This window comes from Halomonas sp. M4R1S46, from assembly GCF_025725685.1.
Lineage (GTDB): Bacteria > Pseudomonadota > Gammaproteobacteria > Pseudomonadales > Halomonadaceae > Halomonas.
The window spans coordinates 1558762-1576797 of the sequence record NZ_CP107008.1; the positions used below are offsets into that span (position 1 = coordinate 1558762).

At 66.8% G+C, this 18036-nt stretch carries 15 protein-coding genes; 2 read left to right on the plus strand and 13 right to left on the minus strand.

The genetic code is table 11. The features are described from left to right. Window positions 1-180: 180 nt before the first annotated feature. The 6 genes from OCT48_RS07425 to OCT48_RS07450 all read right to left on the minus strand — a co-directional run bounded on the left by OCT48_RS07425 (window position 181) and on the right by OCT48_RS07450 (window position 6758). A complete protein-coding gene (locus OCT48_RS07425; protein ID WP_263592061.1) occupies window positions 181-1143 on the minus strand; it encodes an XdhC family protein in 963 nt (320 codons plus the stop codon). A gap of 2 nt (window positions 1144-1145) precedes the next feature. Continuing rightward, window positions 1146-3404 (minus strand): xanthine dehydrogenase family protein molybdopterin-binding subunit, encoded by a 2259-nt coding sequence (locus OCT48_RS07430; protein WP_263592062.1) that lies wholly within the window; start codon window positions 3402-3404, stop codon window positions 1146-1148. Beyond that, complete coding sequence (locus OCT48_RS07435; RefSeq protein ID WP_263592063.1) at window positions 3404-3874, minus strand: (2Fe-2S)-binding protein; 471 nt, start codon at window positions 3872-3874, stop codon at window positions 3404-3406. Before OCT48_RS07435 ends, OCT48_RS07430 begins: the two co-directional genes overlap by 1 nt. Window positions 3875-3954: 80 nt before the next feature. Beyond that, window positions 3955-4581 (minus strand): NTP transferase domain-containing protein, encoded by a 627-nt coding sequence (locus OCT48_RS07440; protein WP_263592064.1) that lies wholly within the window; start codon window positions 4579-4581, stop codon window positions 3955-3957. After that, window positions 4578-5576, minus strand: coding sequence for an NADP-dependent oxidoreductase (locus OCT48_RS07445; RefSeq protein WP_263592065.1), 999 nt, complete (start codon window positions 5574-5576; stop codon window positions 4578-4580). The genes OCT48_RS07440 and OCT48_RS07445 overlap by 4 nt, the downstream gene beginning before the upstream one ends. Window positions 5577-5705: 129 nt before the next feature. Beyond that, on the minus strand, window positions 5706-6758 hold the full coding sequence (locus OCT48_RS07450; protein WP_263592066.1) for an NAD(P)-dependent alcohol dehydrogenase: 1053 nt from the start codon (window positions 6756-6758) through the stop codon (window positions 5706-5708). 187 nt (window positions 6759-6945) lie between these two features. On the opposite strand from OCT48_RS07450, the gene OCT48_RS07455 reads away from it, so the two are divergent. After that, window positions 6946-7845 (plus strand): AraC family transcriptional regulator, encoded by a 900-nt coding sequence (locus tag OCT48_RS07455; RefSeq protein WP_263592067.1) that lies wholly within the window; start codon window positions 6946-6948, stop codon window positions 7843-7845. Window positions 7846-7918: 73 nt separating this feature from the next. Here the strand turns inward: OCT48_RS07455 and OCT48_RS07460 are convergent, their stop codons facing one another. From OCT48_RS07460 to OCT48_RS07470, 3 genes are read right to left on the minus strand one after another with little or no spacing between them, the layout of a single operon-like run. Beyond that, window positions 7919-10132 (minus strand): xanthine dehydrogenase family protein molybdopterin-binding subunit, encoded by a 2214-nt coding sequence (locus tag OCT48_RS07460; protein ID WP_263592068.1) that lies wholly within the window; start codon window positions 10130-10132, stop codon window positions 7919-7921. Further along, window positions 10129-11127: an FAD binding domain-containing protein gene (locus OCT48_RS07465; RefSeq protein ID WP_263592069.1), complete on the minus strand. Its 999-nt coding sequence runs from the start codon at window positions 11125-11127 to the stop codon at window positions 10129-10131. Before OCT48_RS07465 ends, OCT48_RS07460 begins: the two co-directional genes overlap by 4 nt. Continuing rightward, the gene (locus OCT48_RS07470) at window positions 11124-11648 is read right to left on the minus strand and encodes a (2Fe-2S)-binding protein (protein ID WP_263592070.1); all 525 of its coding nucleotides are present in this window, start codon (window positions 11646-11648) and stop codon (window positions 11124-11126) included. Before OCT48_RS07470 ends, OCT48_RS07465 begins: the two co-directional genes overlap by 4 nt. 342 nt (window positions 11649-11990) lie before the next feature. On the opposite strand from OCT48_RS07470, the gene OCT48_RS07475 reads away from it, so the two are divergent. Beyond that, a complete protein-coding gene (locus OCT48_RS07475; protein ID WP_263592071.1) occupies window positions 11991-13850 on the plus strand; it encodes a PHA/PHB synthase family protein in 1860 nt (619 codons plus the stop codon). Between the two features lie 536 nt (window positions 13851-14386). Here OCT48_RS07475 and OCT48_RS07480 read toward each other — a convergent pair. From OCT48_RS07480 to OCT48_RS07495, 4 genes are all read right to left on the minus strand, one after another. Continuing rightward, entirely contained in the window at window positions 14387-14548 is a 162-nt protein-coding gene (locus tag OCT48_RS07480; protein WP_263592072.1) for a DUF3309 domain-containing protein, read from the minus strand. A 378-nt stretch (window positions 14549-14926) separates the two neighbouring features. Next, window positions 14927-15445 carry a DUF2141 domain-containing protein gene (locus tag OCT48_RS07485; protein ID WP_263592073.1) on the minus strand — a complete coding sequence of 173 codons (519 nt, stop codon included), beginning with the start codon at window positions 15443-15445 and terminating at the stop codon, window positions 14927-14929. Between the two features lie 409 nt (window positions 15446-15854). Further along, window positions 15855-16373, minus strand: a complete 519-nt coding sequence (locus tag OCT48_RS07490; protein WP_263592074.1) for an MgtC/SapB family protein — start codon at window positions 16371-16373, stop codon at window positions 15855-15857. Between the two features lie 511 nt (window positions 16374-16884). Beyond that, window positions 16885-17847, minus strand: a complete 963-nt coding sequence (locus OCT48_RS07495; protein WP_263592075.1) for a calcium/sodium antiporter — start codon at window positions 17845-17847, stop codon at window positions 16885-16887. Between the last annotated feature and the right edge of the window lie 189 nt (window positions 17848-18036).

Sequence of the window (18036 nt, forward strand, 5' to 3'; positions counted from 1 at the left end):
GATGCCAGCCTAATTCATGAACGTCAAAAGCAACGGCAGGTTTCCCCAGTCGTGATACCGCTCGACCAGGTCTCGAATCAGCGGAATGGCGCCAGGGGCGGATGATCGGGCTCATGGCGTCATCGGTCTCCCGCCGTCGAAACGTGTCGGGGGCGTCCCCGGTGCCGACCCGATGAGGAATCAGCGCCCGCGCATCACCCGCACCACATCGGCCAGCGTCGCCAGGGCGATCTCGGCCGGTGTCTTGCTGCCCAGGTCCAGGCCGATCGGCATGCGGATGCGCCCCAGCGCCTCGTCGTCCAGGCCGCCGCTGCGCCGGAGCCGCTCGGCGCGGTTCGCCGAGGTGCGCTTCGAGCCCATGACGCCGATGTAGAAGGCCGAGCCCCGGACGGCCTCGAGCATGGTGAGGTCGTCCAGGCGCGGGTCATGGGTCAGGGCCACCACCGCGGTCATCGCGTGGGCGGGGTGGCGCCTGAGGTACTCGCTGGGCAGCTCGCGCCGGCAGCGGGCGTCGCCGGCGTCGAAGCCGGCCCAGGCCTCGGCACGAGGATCGCAGACCACCACCTCGAAGCCCAGCGCCTGGGCGAACTGGGCGCAGTACTGGCTGACCGGCGAGATGCCGGCGATCACCAGCCGCGCCACCGGTCCGATCCGGATCCGCACGGTCTCCGCCCGGCGTTCGACCCGGGGGCCCGGGGCGTCGGCGAGTTGCCAGCCACACCGGCCGCCGTCGAGCGGCACCCGGCGCTCCATCAGGTTGGCGCCGCGCAGGGCCTCGGCGTAGGCCTCCAGCTCGCGGGACGCCCGGGCGTCGGCGGGCCAGCGTTCCACCAGTACCTCGAGACGCCCGCCACAGGGCAGGCTCACCCGGTCGGCATCGATCGCCCCCGCGCCGTCCCCGTAGGCGATGACCTCGGCCGGGGCCCGGAAGGCGCCGGCGGCCAGGCGCGCCAGGAAGGCCTCCTCCACGCAGCCGCCCGACAGGGAGCCGACATGCCGGCCATCGGCCCGGGCGACCAGCAGGGCGCCCGGCTCACGGGGCGCGGAGCCGAAGGTCGACAGCACCGTGCACCACCAGAGATCGTGTCCCTCGGCATGCCAGCGACGGGCGGCCTCGACGACTTCCAGATCCAGGGCCTGCATGGTCAGGCCTCGAGCTGGTCGGCGATCGGCAGGCGGCGGATGCGCTGGCCGGTGGCGGCGTGGATGGCGTTGGTTACCGCCGCGGCCAGCGGGGGCACCCCGGGCTCGCCGACCCCGGTCGGCGCCGCGTCGGAGGCCACGATATGCACCTCGATCTTGGGCATCTCGTCGAGGCGCAGGACCTGGAAGTCGTTGAAGTTGGACTGTACTACCCGGCCACCGTCGAGGGTGATCTCGCTGTGCAGGGCGGCCGCCAGGGCAAAGCCGATGCCGCCCTCCATCTGGGCGCGGATCATGTCCGGGTTGACGGCCACCCCGCAGTCCACGGCGCAGACCACCCGGTCGACCTTGAGCCGCCCATCGCCGTTCACCGAGACTTCCGCCACCTGGGCGACATAGCTGCTGAACGACTGGTGGACGGCGATGCCGCGGCCGCGCCGCACGCCCTCGGCACCCGGCTCGAGGGGCGACGACCAGCCGGCCTGCTCGGCGGCCAGGTCGAGCACGCCGCGCCAGCGGGGGTGATCCGCCAGCAGCTCGCGGCGGTAGCGGTAGGGGTCCTGGCCCGCGGCCACCGCGGCCTCGTCGATCAGGCTCTCGGTGGAGAAGGCGGTGTGGGTATGGCCCACGGAGCGCCACCACTGCACCGGCACGCCGATGTCACCGGGCGTGTGCAGCTCGACGTGGAGCGCCGGTACGGCGTAGGGCAGGTTGGAGGCGCCCTCCACGGAGGTGGGGTCGATGCCGTCCTCGACCATCATCGACTCCATCGGCGTGCCGCTCATGATCGACTGGCCGACCAGGCGCTGGTGCCAGGCCGTGAGCTTGCCGTCGTCGTCCAGGCCGAGGCGGGCGCGGTGGACGTTGAGCGGGCGATAGTGGCCGCCGCGGGTGTCGTCCTCGCGGGTCCAGACCATCTTGATCGGCACGTCCCGTCCCTGGGCGCGGGCGGCCTTGGCGATCGCCGCCGCTTCCAGCACGTAGTCGCTGACCGGGTTGGCGCGCCGGCCGAAGCTGCCTCCGGCGTAGAGCTGGTGGATGGTGATCCTCTCCGGGGCCAGGCCGAGCAGCTTGCCGACCAGCTGCTGATCCATGGTCTGCCACTGCTCGCCGTTGTGGATGGTGCAGTGATCGTCCTGCAGGTCCACCACGCAGTTGAGCGGCTCCATGGCGGCATGGGCCAGGTAGGGCACCACGTAGTCGGCCTCGATGACCCGGGCCGCCTCATCCAGCGCCTGGGCGGCGTCACCGCGCCGGGTGACCGGGGCCCCGGGGGTGCCGGCGCGCTCACGATAGGCGGCCTCGATCTCGTCACTGCTCATGGTGAAGGCCTGGCCGTCGTCCCACTCGAGCGACAGGGCGTCGCGTCCCTGGATGGCGGCCCAGGTGTTGCTCGCCAGCACCGCGACCAGCTCGCCGCCGCGGGTCGGGGAGGAGAAGCGGACGCTGGCCACCACGCCGGGTACCTTCAGCGCCTCGGCGTCGTCGACGCTGGCCAGCCGGCTGCCGAAGCGCGGCGGATGGGCCGGTACGGCGATCAGCATGCCGTCCAGCTGCACGTCCTGGGTGAAGCGGGCGCTGCCGTCGGTCTTGGCGGGGCCGTCCTGGCGGGGCAGGTGCTGCCTGTCGATCAGCGTGAACTGCTCGGGGGATTTCAGCGAGACCGCGTCGGGGACCGGCTGGCCGGCGGCGGCCTCGGCCAGCTCGCCGAAGCCGAGCGCGCGCCCGGAGGCCTCGTGGCTGACCCGGCCCTCGCGCACGCTCAGGCTGTCGGGCGACACCTCGAGCCGCCCGGCGGCGGCCGCCACCAGCATGGCCCGCGCCGTGGCGCCGGCCCGGCGCATTTGCTCGAAGGAGTTGGCGATGGAGGTGCTGCCGCCGGTGCCCTGGATGCCGAACATCAGGTTCTGGTAGCGCTGGGTGTCGGCCGGGGCGCCCTCGACGCGCACCGTCTGCCAGTCGGCGTCCAGCTCCTCGGCGACCAGGGTCGCCAGCCCGGTGTAGGTGCCTTGCCCCATCTCCAGGTGCTTGGCGATCACCACCACCTCGCCGTCCGGCGTCACGCGCAGGAAGGCGTTGGGGGCGAACTCGCCGTTCTCCTCGGCCGCCAGGGCCCGGCCGCCGCGGCCCAGCAGGGGGGCCATGTAGAGGCCCAGGGCGAGCCCCGCGGTGCCCTTCATGAAGCCGCGCCGGCTGACATTCACCAGCCAGTGCCGTGCCGCGGGGGCCTCGTCATTGTGCCGATTCGCCAATACGTGCATCAGGTCACCTCCTGGCCCAGGTCGTCCGCCGCCGCGTGGATGGCGGCGCGTATCCGTACATAGGTGGCGCAGCGGCAGAGGTTGCCGCTCATGGCGCCGTCGATGGCGGCGTCGTCCGGCGCCGGGTTGTGGCGCAGCAGCGCGGTGGCGGCCATGATCTGGCCCGACTGGCAGTAGCCGCACTGGACCACGTCGAGCTCGCGCCAGGCCTGCTGCACGCTGGCACCGGTCGGGTCGTCGGCGATGGCCTCGATGGTGGTGATCTCGCGCTGCCCCACCGCGGAGAGGGGGGTGATGCAGCTGCGAGTCGGCTGGCCGTCCAGGTGCACGGTGCAGGCGCCGCACAGTCCCTTGCCGCAGCCGTACTTGGTGCCGGTGTAGCCGACGAGATCGCGGATCGCCCACAGCAGGGGCATGTCATCCGGGGCATCCAGCTCATGGCGTTGCCCGTTGATGGTCAGGGTCGTCACGGTCGTACCCCTTGTCATTCTCGGCGATCACTTGGGGAGTGTAGTCGCCGTCTTCGTGGGGCGGTCCAGGCCGTCGGCCTTCAGGGAGAGCACGGCGCCAGGGCGGCCAGGTCCGCGGCGACGTCGATATCGACGTGGATGCCGGGATCGTTCACCTCGAGCTCGCGGCAGCGCGATCGGTGGCGGGCGATGATGCCGCGGGCGCCCGCGTCGCCGGCCAGGGCCGTCAGCTCGGGCCAGAACGCACGGCCGAACAGCACCGGATGACCCGGTCGATCGGCGTGGCGGGGGCGCAGGATGCGATCAGGTTCGGCGCCGTCGCGCAGTGCCCCCAGCGTCTCGGGCGCCAGGCAGGGCATATCGCCGAGCAGCACCGCCGCCGCCACGGTATCCACCAGGGCGGGATCGCCCACCAGGTCGGCGAAGGCATCGGCGAGGCTCGCGCCGAGCCCGTCGCAGGCATGGGGCGCCCGGATGACGGGCGTATCGGGCGCGAGCCCCAGCGCCTCGGGATCGTCATCGTCGCGGAGCACCACGCGCAGCCGGGGAAAGGCCGCCGCGGCGTTGGCCACCGCGGCGGCCAGCAGGGGCTGGCCACCTGGCATCCGGGCCCGGCGCTTGTCCTCGGCGCCGAAGCGCCGGGACGCCCCGGCGGCCAGGATCACCGCCACCACGTCCCGGGGTTCGCCCCTGGCGGGCTCGCTCATAGCCGGACCAGCATCTTGCCGCGGTTGGCGCCCTCGAAGAGCTTGAGGAAGGCGTCCGGGGTGTGCTCCAGGCCTGCTTCCACGGTTTCCTCATAGTCGAGTCGGCCACTCTCGACCTGGGGGCCGACTTCCCCGAGGAACTCGGAGTAGTGGGCCCAGTGGTCGAAGACGATGAAGCCCTCCATGCGGGCACGGCGGATCAGGATCATCGCCAGGTTGCCGGGGCCGGCGCTGGGGGTGGCCTCGTTGTAGCGGGCGATCATGCCGCACACGGCGATGCGCGCGCCGACCCGCAGGGTGTTCAGGGCCGCCTCCAGGCAGGTCCCGCCGACGTTCTCGTAGTAGACGTCGAAGCCCTCGGGGCAGGCCTCCTGCAGCGCCTCGGTGAGCTGGGCGGCATCCTTGCCCTTGTAGCCGACCGCCTTGACGCCTCGGGACTCGAGCCAGTCCAGCTTGTCCCGGGAGCCGGCGATGCCGACCACGGTGCCGCCTTTGGCCTTGGCCAGCTGCACGGCCAGCGAGCCCACCGCGCCGGCGGCGCCGCTGACCAGCACGTTGTCGCCTTGCTTCATCTCGGCGATACGGTTCAGGCCGGTCCAGGCGGTCATGCCCGGCATGCCCAGCACGCCCAGGTAGGCCTGCTCGGGCACCTTGAAGCCGGGCAGTGGCTCGAGCTCGGCGCCGGGCAGCTGGGCGACATCGCGCCAGCCGGCCATGTGGCGCACCCGGGTGCCCACCGGGAAGGCCGCATCGCGGGACTCGACCACCTCGCCGATGGCGGCGCCCTCCAGCGGCGCGTTCAGCGCGAAGGGCTCGATGTAGGTGGTGACGCCGCTCATGCGGCCGCGCATGTAGGGGTCCACCGAGAGCCAGGTATTGCGCACCCGTACCTCGCCGTCGGCCAGTGCCGGCAGCTCGCTCTCGTGGAGCTCGAACAGCGACCGTGTCGGGGTGCCCTGGGGGTGGTCGTTGATGGTGAAGTAGCGTGACTGCATGGGGTGTTTCCCTCCTGGAGTTGGCCGGCGACAGCTCAGCCTAGGTTATCGTCGTCGTTGCCCGCCAACAGTTCGGGGTGGGACGCTCGACGAGGCCGGCCGCCCAGGAGGCGGCCGGCGGTCGGGGCATCAGGTCTTGAGCGAGGCCATGTCGATGACGAAGCGGTAGCGCACGTCGCCCTTCTCCATGCGTTCGAAGGCGGTGTTGATGTCCTGGATGTCGATGGTCTCGATGTCGCAGCGGATATCGTGCTCGGCGCAGAAGTCCAGCAGCTCCTGGGTCTCCTCGATGCCGCCGATCAGCGAGCCGGCCAGCACGCGGCGCTTGAACACCAGGTTGAAGCCCTCGATGGCCGGTTCGATGGGGTCGAGCAGGCCGACCAGGATATGGGTGCCGTCGTATTTCAGGGCCGCCAGGTAGGGGTTGAGGTCATGCTGCACCGGCACGGTGTCGAGCATGAAATCGAAGCGCTCGGCCACCGCGTCCATCTGGGCGGCGTCGGTGGAGACCACCACGTGGTCGGCGCCGTGGCGGCGGGCTTCCTCGACCTTGGCCTCGGAGCGGGTGAAGACGGTCACCTCGGCGCCCAGCGCCTTGGCGAGCTTGACGCCCATGTGGCCGAGGCCGCCCATGCCGATCACCCCGACCCGGTGGCCGGCCTCGACGCCGTAATGCCTGAGCGGCGAGTAGGTGGTGATGCCGGCGCACAGGATCGGCGCGGCGGAGGCGAGGTCGATGCCCTCGGGCATGCGCAGCACGAAAGGCTCGCTGACCACGATCTGATCCGCGTAGCCGCCCTGGGTGAAGCTGCCGTCCTGGCGGTCGTCGCTGCCGTAGGTCATGGTGAAGCCCTCGAGGCAGAACTGCTCGACGCCGTCCCGGCAGGGCTGGCAGTGGCGGCAGGAGTCGACCATGCAGCCGACGCCGACCCGGTCGCCGACCCGGAACTGGCTCACCTCGTCGCCCACGGCGGTGACGCGGCCGACGATCTCGTGGCCGGGCACGAGGGGGAAGCGGGTCATGCCCCAGTCGTTGCGCGCGAAGTGCAGGTCGCTGTGGCAGACGCCGCAGTAGAGGATCTCGATGGCGACGTCGTCCGGGCGCGGCTGGCGGCGCTCGAAGCCGAAGGGGGCCAGGGGCTGGTCGGCGGCGTGGGCCGCATAGGCACGGGTCTGGCTCATGGAACGGTGCTCCTCTCGATGTGAGGTATCCGGAATAAGGGACGCTGACAGTATGGGATGGCAGGCGGTCGTCTGGGACCGACGTTCCTCCGGGGTTTTTGCCCATTCCTACGAAAGTCAGGGACCGCTCGCCCGACGGGCGGAGGAAATCGTCATAATCGTCCCATCCCGAGTCATGGAGCCCAGGATGCAAGTCACACAAGCCCTCTCGTGTCCGCTGGTCGAGCTGATGGTGCCCCTGGTCGCGCGCGATGGCTTCACGCCGACGTCGTTGCCGGCGGTGTCGCTGATGGCGTCACGGCGCCCCGTTGGCCGCACGCCGCTGATGTATGAGCCGAGCCTGATCATCGTCGCCCAGGGCTACAAGATCGGCTTTCTCGGCGACCGCGAGATCCATTACGGCCCCGGCCAGTACCTGGTGCAGACATTGCCGCTGCCCTTCGAGTGCGAGACCCATGCCTCGGCCGAGTCTCCGCTGTTGGGGGTGTCGATACGCCTCGAGCCGGCGCTGCTCGGCGAGCTGGTGACGGCCATGGGCGAGTGCGGTGGGGAGGATGAAGAGGCCCCCGTGCCCATGGCCTCGGTGTCGATGACCGATGGCATGCAGGGAGCGGTGGAGCGGCTGCTGCGGACGCTGCACGACCCCGCCGAGACCGCCGCCATGGGCGAGCTTCGGGTGCGGGACGTGGTGTTCGAGGCGCTGAAGGGCCGGCAGGGGCCGGCGCTGCGCGCCCTGGTGCTGCATCAGGGGCACTACTCGCGGATCGTCCAGGTGCTGTCGCGGCTGCATGCCCACTACGCGGATGAGGTCTCGGTGGAGGCCCTGGCCCGCCAGGCCAACATGAGCCCCTCGACCTTCCATCAGCACTTCAAGCAGGTCACTCAGGCCTCGCCGCTGCAGTACCTGAAGCGGCTGCGCCTGATCAAGGCACAGCAGCTGCTCGTCCAGGAGGAGTGCAACGTGAACCAGGCCGCCGAGGCGGTGGGGTATCGCAGCGTCTCGCAGTTCAGCCGCGACTATAAGCGCTGTTTCGGGGTGTCACCGCTGCAGCATCGCCAGGAGGAACGCGCGCTGCAGGCGCCGTGAGGCCGCGGAGGCCTCGGGTGGCGGGTAACGACGCTGCCCAGTCCCTGGACGCCGAAGACACGGTCTTTATCCCTCAGTCCGGCGACACCAGCGTTTCCACGCTGATCGGGAGATCGCGCAGGCGCTTGCCGGTGGCATGGTAGACGGCGTTGGCGAGGGCCGCCGCGATCCCCGTCAGGCCGATCTCGCCGATGCCGCGGGCGCCGAACTCGTTGAAGCGGTAGTCGGGATAGTCGAGCAGCTCGACGTCGATCTCGGGCATGTCGGCGTGGACCGGGATGCGATAGTCGGAGGCGTTGGCGTTGATTAGTCGGGCGTCGCGCGGGTCGTAGTCGAGTCCCTCGAGCAGTGCCATGCCGATGCCCATCACGATCGCTCCCTCCACCTGGTTGCGTGCCGCGACGGGGTTGATGACCCGGCCGACGTCGATGCTGCTGACCACCCGGGCCACCCGTAGCCGGGAGATGCCCGGGTCCCAGCGCACCTCGACGAAGTGGGCGCCGAAGGAGCGGAAGCTGTACTCCCGTCGCTCGTCCCCCGGCGCGGTGCTGCCCTCGCCGGTGACGCCGGAGAGGCGGTGGCGCGCGAGGATCTCGGCGAAGTCCGCCCGTCGGCCCTCGGCCACCAGGGCGCCCGCCTCGACCTTCAGGGTGGCAGGGGCGAGGCCCTCGAAGTGCCCCCCCGGCCCGGTGGCGACCTGCTCGAGGGCCGCCAGGGCGTCGCGCGTGGCGGCGGCGACGGCCGGCAGCGTGGAGGCGGTGGTCATCGACCCGCCGGAGAGGGGGCCGGCGGGGAGACTGGTCTCGCCCAGCCGGACTTCGATATGCGCGATCGGCACGCCGGTGAGGTCGGCCACCGTCTGGGCGACGATGGTGTAGGTGCCGGTGCCGATATCCTGGGTGCCGCAGGCCGCGAATACCGTGCCATCGGCGCGCAGCGTCACCCGGGCCGCACAGGGCTGGCGCCCGGCGAACCAGGTGGCCGAGGCCATGCCCTGGCCGATGATCTCGTCGCCGTCGCCCATGCTGCCGACCCGCCGGTCCCGCGAGGCCCAGCCGAACCGCTCGGCCGCGCTTTCCAGGCAGCGGTCGAGGTGCTTGCTCGACCACGGCAGGCCGCGCTGCGGGTCCTGGTGGGCGTAGTTCTGCAGGCGCAGGGCCAGCGGGTCCATGTCGAGGGCCACGGCCAGCTCGTCGATGGCACTCTCCAGCGCGAACACGCCGGACACCTCGCCCGGGGCGCGCATCGGACAGGGGGTGCCGTGATGGACCGGCAGGATGCGCTGGTGGGTCGCGACACTGTCGCAGGCATAGGCGCTGGGCGTGGCGCCCCCGCAGGCATCGACATAGCGGTCGACGGTGGAGGTCTCGGTGAGGCTGTCGTGCTGGATCGAGGCCAGGCTGCCGTCGAACTCGGCGCCGAGGCGGATGCGCTGGCGCGAGGCGGGGCGGTGGCCGGTGGTCATCATGTCCTGCTGGCGGGGCAGCACCGTCTTGACCGGGCGACCGAGCAGCCGCGCGGCCGCGGCGGTGGCGACGGCATGCGGCCACATGAACAGCTTGTTACCGAAGCCCGAGCCGATGTAGTGCGAGATCACCTCGACCCGCTCCGGCGGCAGGTCGAAGATGCGCGCCAGGGCGTTGCGCTGGTAGAAGACGCCCTGGGTCGATTCGTGGACGATCAGCCGCTGGTCCGCCTCGCGCCACTCGGCCAGGGTGGCGTGCGGTTCCAGCTGCAGATGGCTCTCGGCGGCCATGGTGTAGGTCTCGTCGAGGATCATCGGGGCGATGCCGAAGGCGAGCTCGGGCTCGCCGCGCATGTAGTGGCCGACCTCTTCGCCCTCGTCGTCGCTGGCCGCCAGGCCGGTCACGACCCCCGCGTCCCGATGGTAGCGCGCCTCCACCTGGAAGGCCGCGGCACGGGCCTGCGCGAAGGTTTCCGCCACCACCAGGGCGATGTACTGGCCGTGATAATGGATCCGGTCGTCCTCGAAGGGAAGGCGGACCTCGCTGACCGCATCGCCCTGGCGCAGGCTGTTGGGCGAGCGATGCAGGTCGGGGAAGTGCCCGTGGTGGAGGATGTCCACGACGCCGGGCATGGCGCGGGCGGCATCGAGCTCAAGGACTTCGAGCGTGCCATGGGCGATGCTCGCCGGCACCGGATAGCCGTAGAGCATGTCCTCGATCCGATGGTCGACGGTATAGTCGGCGCGGCCGGTCAGCTTGTCCTCGCCGTCGATACGCGGCGTGCGCCGGCCGACGACGGGATGCTCGGGGATGGCGCTCATGAGTCGTCCTCCCTGGCGCGCCGGGCGGCGTCGCGCAGTGCCCGCACGATGGCCTGGCGCGCCAGCGGAATCTTGAAGGCGTTGTGGGAGAGCGGCCGGGCATCGGCCAGGGCGACGTCCGCCGCCGCCTCGAAGGCGGCAGTGTCGGCTTGCTTGCCCGCCAGCAGCGCCTCGGCCTCGCGGCAGCGCCAGGGCTTGGTGGCCACGCCGCCCAGTGCCAGGCGCGCCTCGCCGATCAGCTCCTCGTCCAGCGACAGCATGGCCCCGGCGGAGGCCAGGGCGAACTCGAAGGCGGCGCGATCGCGCAGCTTGACGTAGGCCGTGCCCAGCGGCATGAGCGGCGGCGCCAGGGTGACGGCGACGATCAGCTCGTCGTCGAGGTCGTGTTCGAGATGCGGCGTCGTGCCGGGCAGGCGGTGGAAGTCGGCGAAATCGATCTCGCGCTCGCCGCTCGGGCCGTGCAGGGTGAGGGTGGCGCCGATGGCGGCCAGGGCCACGCACATGTCGGAGGGATGCACCGCCACGCACTCGCTGCTGCCGCCGAGCACGGCGTGCATGCGGTTGACGCCGTGCCGGGCGTCGCAGCCACTGCCCGGCTCGCGCTTGTTGCAGGCCGCCGCCGCGTCGCGGAAGTAGGGACAGCGGGTGCGCTGCATCAGGTTGCCGCCGGTGGTGGCCATGTTGCGCACCTGGGTCGAGGCGCCCGCCAGGATCGCCTGGGACAGCAGGGGGTGATCGGCGAGCACGTCCGGGTGGTAGGCGAGGTCGGTATTGGTCACCAGGGCGCCGATGCGCAGGCGGTCATCGGGCAGGCGTTCGACCGTGTTCAGCGGCAGGGCGTTGATGTCGATGACCCGGGACGGGCGCATGACGTCGAGCTTGACCAGGTCGAGCAGGGTGGTGCCGCCGGCCACGAAGGCGCCGGCCGGCTCGTCCTGACGGTACTCCACCGCGCGTGCGACGCTGTCGGCTCGGGCGAAGGCGAAGGTCCTCATGCGCCGTCTCCTCCCTCCTGCCCGTGCAGGCGAAGGCGGGCATCCTGGATCGCCGCGAGGATGTTCTGGTAGGCGCCGCAACGGCAGAGGTTGCCGCTCATCGCCTCGCGGACCGTGGCGATATCGCCGGGGACACGGCGATCCTCGAGCAGTGCCACGGCGGACATGATCTGCCCCGGGCTGCAGTAGCCGCACTGGAAGGCATCGTGGTCGAGGAAGGCCTGTTGCACCGGGTGCAGGTGGCCCGCCTCGGCCAGCCCCTCGATGGTGGTGATGGCCTGGCCCTCGCACATCACGGCCAGGCGCAGGCAGGCGTTCATCGCCCGGCCATCGACATGCACCGTGCAGGCTCCGCACTGGCCGTGATCGCAGCCCTTCTTGGTGCCGGTCAGCCCGAGCTGCTCGCACAGCACGTCGAGCAGGATGGCGTTGGGGGAGACCTCGGCGGTGACCGGGACACCATTCAGGGTCAGGTGGACGGACACCGCAGCCTCGGGGGAATGCTCGGTCGTTTCCATCATGCCGGCTCCTCGTCGGGTATCGGCACGTCGCGCCCCAGGCGCCCGGTGAGCCGGGCCGTGGCGCAAGGCGATTGACTCTCAAGCTAGGTGAGCCAGCCGGAAGCGACAAGGCGGCAGGGCGCCGCCACGCCAGGCGAGCCTGACGACATGGGCCGCCTTGATGATGTTGGCTGCTGGGGTAGGGGAGCGCATCCTGGCTGGCGTCTCACTCAGCCCCGACGATACTGAAACGGTAGGGTTGCGGCAGAGGGGGGCAGCGTGTCGGCCCTGGTTCGTCGGCCTGCCTCCGGCCATGGGTCGGACGATGCCGCTATCGAGCAGTACTCACCAAGGGGCAAGGCCATGAGTGACCAGAAACCGTCGTCAGCGAAACCTGGCGATCAGGCGATACCACCCCAAGAGACGCCATCCGACGAACTGGCACAGCGCTATGCCGAGGCCCTCGAGCGATTGTCGGCAGGATCGTCCCGGGCCTGGCAGGGCTGGCTCGAGCGCCAGGCACGCGGGGACTTCTTCACCCTGCCCGACCCGGCGGTCGCGGCCAAGGCGCTTACCCGCCTCAGCCAGCAGTTCCTGCTCCATCCGCAACGCGCCCTGGAGGTCCAGCAGCAGTTGTGGCAGGGCTATACGACACTCTGGCAGATCACCGCGCGGCGCCTGTCTGGCGAGGCGCCATCACCGGCCGCCGCGCCCGACCCGCGGGACCGGCGCTTCAAGGGCAAGGGGTGGGAGGAGAACCTCTTCTTCGACGCGCTCCGCCAGGCCTACCAACTGACCGCCGAGCAGTGGTTGAAGGGGGTGCATGAGGTCACCGAGGAACTGGATCACGACGAGCGGGTGAAGGTCGAGTTCTATGCCCATCAACTGATGGACGCCCTCGCTCCCAGCAACTATGCCATCACCAACCCGGAGGTGATCGAGGCCACGGTGCGCACCGGCGGCGCCAACCTGCTGCAGGGCCTGGCCAACCTGATGGAGGACCTGGCCCGGGGCGAGGGCTTGTTGCGCATCAAGCAGAGCGATTCGGCCGAGCTGGAGCTGGGCAAGAACCTTGCGGTGACCCCGGGCAAGGTCATCTACCAGAATCAGCTGATGCAGCTCATCCAATATGCACCGACCACCGAGGAGGTCGACCGCCGGCCGCTGCTGATCGTCCCGCCCTGGATCAACAAGTTCTACATCCTGGACCTGACCCCGCAGCGCTCCTTCATCCGCTGGGCCGTGGAGCAGGGGATAACCGTCTTCGTGATTTCCTGGGTCAACCCGGATGAACGCTATGCCGAGGTGGCCTTCGACGACTACCTCACCCAGGGCACCCTCAAGGCCATGGACGTGGTGGCGGAAGTCACCGGCGAGGAGACGCTCAACACCATCGGCTACTGCATCGGCGGCACCCTGCTGGCCAGCACCCTGGCGCATCAGGCCGCTCGAGGCGATGAGCGGGTGCACAGTGCCACCTTCTTCACCACCCTGCTCGACTTCAGCGAGGTGGGGCCGCTGGAGGTGTTCATCGACGAGGAGCAGGTCCGCTATATGGAGCAGCACATGGCGCAGCGCGGCTATCTGGAGGGCACGCACCTGGCCAACGCCTTCAACCTGCTGCAGTCCGCCGACCTGATCTGGGGATTCGTGATCAACAACTACCTGCTCGGCCGCACCCCCCAGGCCTTCGACCTGCTCTACTGGAATTCGGATTCCACCCGCATGCCACGGCGCATGCAGAGCTATTACCTGCGCAACATGTACCTGGAAAACCGCCTGGCCGAACCGGGGGGGATCTCCCTGGCGGGGCAAGCCATCGACCTGAGCCAGGTGCGCATCCCGGCGTTCTTCGTGGCGACCGAGAAGGATCACATCGCCCCCTGGCAGTCCAGTTACCGCGGTGCGTACCTGCTGGGCAAGCGCCCCCGTTTCCTGCTCGGCGGGTCCGGGCATATCGCCGGGGTCATCAACCCGGCCGGCTCCTCGAAGTACGGCTACTGGAGCTATGGACGCCTGCCGCGCGATCCCGAGCGCTGGCTGGCCTCGGCCACCCACCACCCGGGTTCCTGGTGGCCGGAATGGCGCAGCTGGCTCAAGCGCCACGCCGGCGACCAGGTGGCCGCCCGGGATCCCGGCAGCCGCCGCTTCCCGCCCCTCGAGGAGGCACCGGGGTCCTATGTCCGAGTGCGGGTCGACGACGCGAGTACGTCCGGCGGGTGAGGGCCCAGTGGCGTGAGGCGGGCGCGAAGCCGCCTCGATGCCACCGGCATCCAGCCCGCATTCAGCAAGCAGCTCGTTGACCGCACCGCCCGGCCGCCACGTTTTCTGATCTTGTCCAGGAGCCGTGGACACCCCGTTCAGGCAGCACACTGAGATAAGCCCTTCACCGGCAGGTGCTCGCGCCACAGAGAGTCTGAAGCCCCTCACCTGGCCAGCCATCGCCAGGTGGCAAGCCAGTACGTCAGGAGCGAATGATCGCGTGGTATAGCACGGGAGCAATCGAGGAGGAAGCAACCGCTAACCTGCAACCATCACTTGGATGGGGCTGCCCCAGCCATTCCATCCTGTGCCGCCTAAAGTTCCCCACTCGGCAAAAAACGGACCTTCAGCAAGGTCGGATGTAACGACAAAGTTCAGCAGCGGGGTCGGTTGCAGCCCCTTCATACCTCGGAAAGCCGTAATGCCGGCCCCATCTGCTGCAACGACTGGTTCGGCAGCCTGCCCTTAATCGTCCCCGGACGGGCATTCAATCACCGTTATAAACGGCCCATCAGGAAAAGAATCAGGAGGACGATCAGGATTAGCCCGACTATGCCGCCGCCCCCGGCGAGAACGTTGTTGCCGCTGCGGTAACCGTAGCCGCCACCCAGCAGAGCGACAGCCAAGATCACGATAATGATCAGTACGATAGGATCCATTGTTTAATCCTCGCTAATAAAGACGAACACCCGGCCTCCCTTGCCGTCTTTCAAGGCGCTCCTTCGATGCAAAGGCTGTCCCGATAAGACCCAATTTCTCGGGATATCGGACGGGCCCCAAGTGGCCCCGGTACCTTGGCCGAATACCCTGCCGAGGTAACGGGCTGGTGAGAAGAGCACTTACGCCTGCCATTCGCCCTGGGACATCTGGCCGGCGGTCGCCCTGCCCCACAACCACGCGCCTTTCGTGTCGCCTAAACGGGGAAGCTAAGCGGCGGCTGCAAAGCCGACGCCCGCTTGAGCGACGTGTTAGGCGATGCAAACTCTGAATGGGCGTGCTGGATTGAAAGAACTCTTCGGTGTCCATGAGAAGATCGCTCAGTAATTCAAGCTGATCGTCAGATCTAGGTTTCGCCCACCGTATGGAAAGCTGGCGGCGTCGAATGAAGGTGCACTCATCCTGGCTGTTACGTCGTTTGAAAAACCGTAGCCTTCCGTGGGGACCCCCAGCCAGTTGGCGTCAAGCTTGCCGTCCATGTTTTCATCATGAATGACGGCCAACGCATACGTCCCCGGCGGGATGTCTAAAAAGTCGCAACGCGCCTGCGTATCCCGAATCTTTATTACCATGATATTGGTTGCGGAGTGAAGAAATTCAGTAGGGAAACCCACTGGCGACTCGAAAAGCGCGCAAGCTACGGCTCCAGTGCTGTTTTTTATGTCCAGAATCTTTACGTGAATTCCCGGGCATGGTGATTGGGCCAGGACAATGGCGGGAAGGTTCGCAAATACCAGTACTGCGCACAATGCTACACAGCGAACGCTCATGGGGACCCGCGTCACCAGACGCCTGACCGAGGAGGCCAAGGCGGACTCTCGATGAGTTGACTCACTCATGATTTCCCTCCTGGCTCCGCTCTGCGTAGCCTGGTTGAATCCCCCCACTAGACGCCTGACGCCATGGGAGGATGGATGGGGGCCTCCCCGATGTCCCGAAAAATGGGCCAGATGGGATCTGTCCCGAATGGCATTCGGGCCTGTCCCCGGTTTGCCCCGGGTGAACGCACCGGCAGCATCTTGCTGGAACGTCCGCCTTGGTCGTTAACTGCCACACCAGTTCAATCAGCATAGCCTGAAGTTCGGCATCCAGCCAGGAGCGGACGTTCGGCAAAAGATGATATGATGATGTGTTAACCGGGGCGAGGCACGAGCGTCCGGTGACCGTAAGTATAGGGAACACATTCAATGGACTGGTCAGGTGTTATGTCGATGTTCTGATAAGAAATTAATGTTTGGGTGTCCAGCATCATGGGATTTTGTTGTGTATCAAGCGAGTCAAGAAGGGCACTACATACAGTACCACCCAAGCCAGAGCCGTACACAACACCGCAGTCTGCTCGCGCCCCAGACCAACGGCTATCCCTATGGCTGCCGTGAACCAAATACCAGCCGCCGTGGTAAGTCCTGTAGCACCTTGGTCATCCTTACCGGTGATGATCGTTCCGGCACATAGAAAGCCGATGCCGGCAATCACCCCCTGAATGACTCGACTCATCTCCGAATCCGAGATACCCGCTTGCTGCGGGATAAATATAAACAGAGCAGCCCCCATGCAAACCAACATATGGGTGCGTATTCCAGCGGACTTGCCACGCTGTTCTCGTTCGAGACCAAGCAGGCCACCCAGAAGGGCAGCGAACAGCAATCGAATCACAACAACGACGAACTCACTCAAATCGTTAAAGTTAGAGAACTCAGACATGATGGTATTGCCGACAAGCTCCATCGCTTTTTTCCCCCTGTGGTTTTTATGCTTGTGGCTCATGTTTCGCCCTGAAACAAGACTTCTTGTTATTTGTGAATGGCAGGACATTAGTAGTGTCAGGTGAAAGAATGATAAGTCTAATGTGATCTTTGGGAGCAGTCGTCGGGGTTAAGTTGATAATGCTTTGGTCTAGGGGTCGAATGGATGGTACATGAAGCGCTTGTTTGTCTCCTAAGAGTTGTCAGGCGTCCCATCTTTGATTGGGTGAGCGTTTCTGTGCATTATTCGGTTTATACCGTGTGTCATTCACGACCAACCAGATGGAGTCAGAAGAAATTCATCATAGCCCTTGTGCATGATGCCGACGGCATTTTCCAAGAACTCCCTTTGGGTCATCAGCTGCCGCACCACCTCCTGCAGCGTAGCCTGAAGTCCGGCATCCGGCCAGAAGCAAACGAGTAGAAACTTGGGTGAAACGCCGACAACACGCTCAGCTTTGTAGTGGACGCGAAGCCACAACGGACAAGCCGTCGCTGTGCTTGGCCTGGTTAGGCCTTTTCTAGGCCGGGCCTTACACACCGAACACAGTAAAACTCAGACTCACATACACTCCGTAGCCGAGCAGGAGTAATCCGCCCTCGAGTCGGCTAAGCCGACTGCCTGTATAAAGAAATAACAATAGTATCAGAGAGGTGCCCAGCATGATCCACTGGTCAAACTTAATGATTCGCTCATGAACTGGAAGCGGCTGTAGCAGCGCGGAAACTCCGAGTATTCCCAGAAGATTGAAAATATTACTGCCCAGGACGTTCCCAATGGCGACATCGGCATGCCGCCTGAATGCTGCGATTACCGAGATGGAAAGCTCCGGAAGAGACGTGCCAACCGCTACAAGGGTGAGACCTATGACAGCCTCTGAAACTCCAAGCGTCTCAGCGATTCCCACGGCTCCCATTAACAGTACTTGGGAACCAGCGATCAACAGCACCAAACCCGACACAATCGCCATGATTATCCACAGTACTGTTCTTGGCAAGGAGGTCAGTTCTTGCCCTTCCGCTCTGTGCAATTGCGCAGAAGGTGCTTCCCCTGAGCGCTCGGTCCAATAAGCCCAGATCAGATAAACCAGTAGCGCCAGAAGGAACATGGCAGCGTCAGACCTTACCAAGGCATCCCCACCGACAAGAATGAGAAACAGGATGCTTGCGGCCACAACCGTGACACCATCACGGCGTAGTACGAGCGGCTTAACGGCGAGGGGCGTTATCAACGTGCATATCCCCAGAATCAGCAGGATGTTGCCGATATTGCTCCCGACGACGTTCCCGATTGCCATGTCAGGCCGCTCATTCAGAGCTGCGTCGATCGATACGACCAGCTCCGGAGCAGAAGTACCAAACCCCACAATCAACAAGCCACTGAGCAAAGGTGAAACGCTCATTCGATTCGCAGCGGCCAAGGCTCCCCTGATCAGAGCCTCCCCGCCACTCGTCAAAAGCAACACCCCGATAGCGACGAAAAGCACATTCAACATGGATTCGAGTTCCCGGTTCCGAACTTTAAAAGTGAAGACTGCATCAGTGTGGATTGCCTAACAGTGATTCGGCTGCGCATCTTATGACTGGACGAATGTGCTAACGCGTTCATTGATGTTGTAGCGCACGTCGCTTATCCCCCTACCTCTTGAAACTCCTTTTTATTATTAATAATTTGGAAGCATGGC

Excerpts from the sequence above, each read along its gene's own strand:
- OCT48_RS07425 (WP_263592061.1), bottom strand. The coding sequence starts at position 1,143 with ATGCAGGCCCTGGATCTGGAAGTCGTCGAGGCCGCCCGTCGCTGGCAT.
- OCT48_RS07430 (WP_263592062.1), bottom strand. The coding sequence starts at position 3,404 with ATGCACGTATTGGCGAATCGGCACAATGACGAGGCCCCCGCGGCACGG.
- OCT48_RS07440 (WP_263592064.1), bottom strand. The coding sequence starts at position 4,581 with ATGAGCGAGCCCGCCAGGGGCGAACCCCGGGACGTGGTGGCGGTGATC.
- OCT48_RS07445 (WP_263592065.1), bottom strand. The coding sequence starts at position 5,576 with ATGCAGTCACGCTACTTCACCATCAACGACCACCCCCAGGGCACCCCG.
- OCT48_RS07450 (WP_263592066.1), bottom strand. The coding sequence starts at position 6,758 with ATGAGCCAGACCCGTGCCTATGCGGCCCACGCCGCCGACCAGCCCCTG.
- OCT48_RS07455 (WP_263592067.1), top strand. The coding sequence starts at position 6,946 with ATGCAAGTCACACAAGCCCTCTCGTGTCCGCTGGTCGAGCTGATGGTG.
- OCT48_RS07460 (WP_263592068.1), bottom strand. The coding sequence starts at position 10,132 with ATGAGCGCCATCCCCGAGCATCCCGTCGTCGGCCGGCGCACGCCGCGT.
- OCT48_RS07465 (WP_263592069.1), bottom strand. The coding sequence starts at position 11,127 with ATGAGGACCTTCGCCTTCGCCCGAGCCGACAGCGTCGCACGCGCGGTG.
- OCT48_RS07470 (WP_263592070.1), bottom strand. The coding sequence starts at position 11,648 with ATGATGGAAACGACCGAGCATTCCCCCGAGGCTGCGGTGTCCGTCCAC.
- OCT48_RS07475 (WP_263592071.1), top strand. The coding sequence starts at position 11,991 with ATGAGTGACCAGAAACCGTCGTCAGCGAAACCTGGCGATCAGGCGATA.
- OCT48_RS07480 (WP_263592072.1), bottom strand. The coding sequence starts at position 14,548 with ATGGATCCTATCGTACTGATCATTATCGTGATCTTGGCTGTCGCTCTG.
- OCT48_RS07485 (WP_263592073.1), bottom strand. The coding sequence starts at position 15,445 with ATGAGTGAGTCAACTCATCGAGAGTCCGCCTTGGCCTCCTCGGTCAGG.
- OCT48_RS07490 (WP_263592074.1), bottom strand. The coding sequence starts at position 16,373 with ATGAGCCACAAGCATAAAAACCACAGGGGGAAAAAAGCGATGGAGCTT.
- OCT48_RS07495 (WP_263592075.1), bottom strand. The coding sequence starts at position 17,847 with ATGTTGAATGTGCTTTTCGTCGCTATCGGGGTGTTGCTTTTGACGAGT.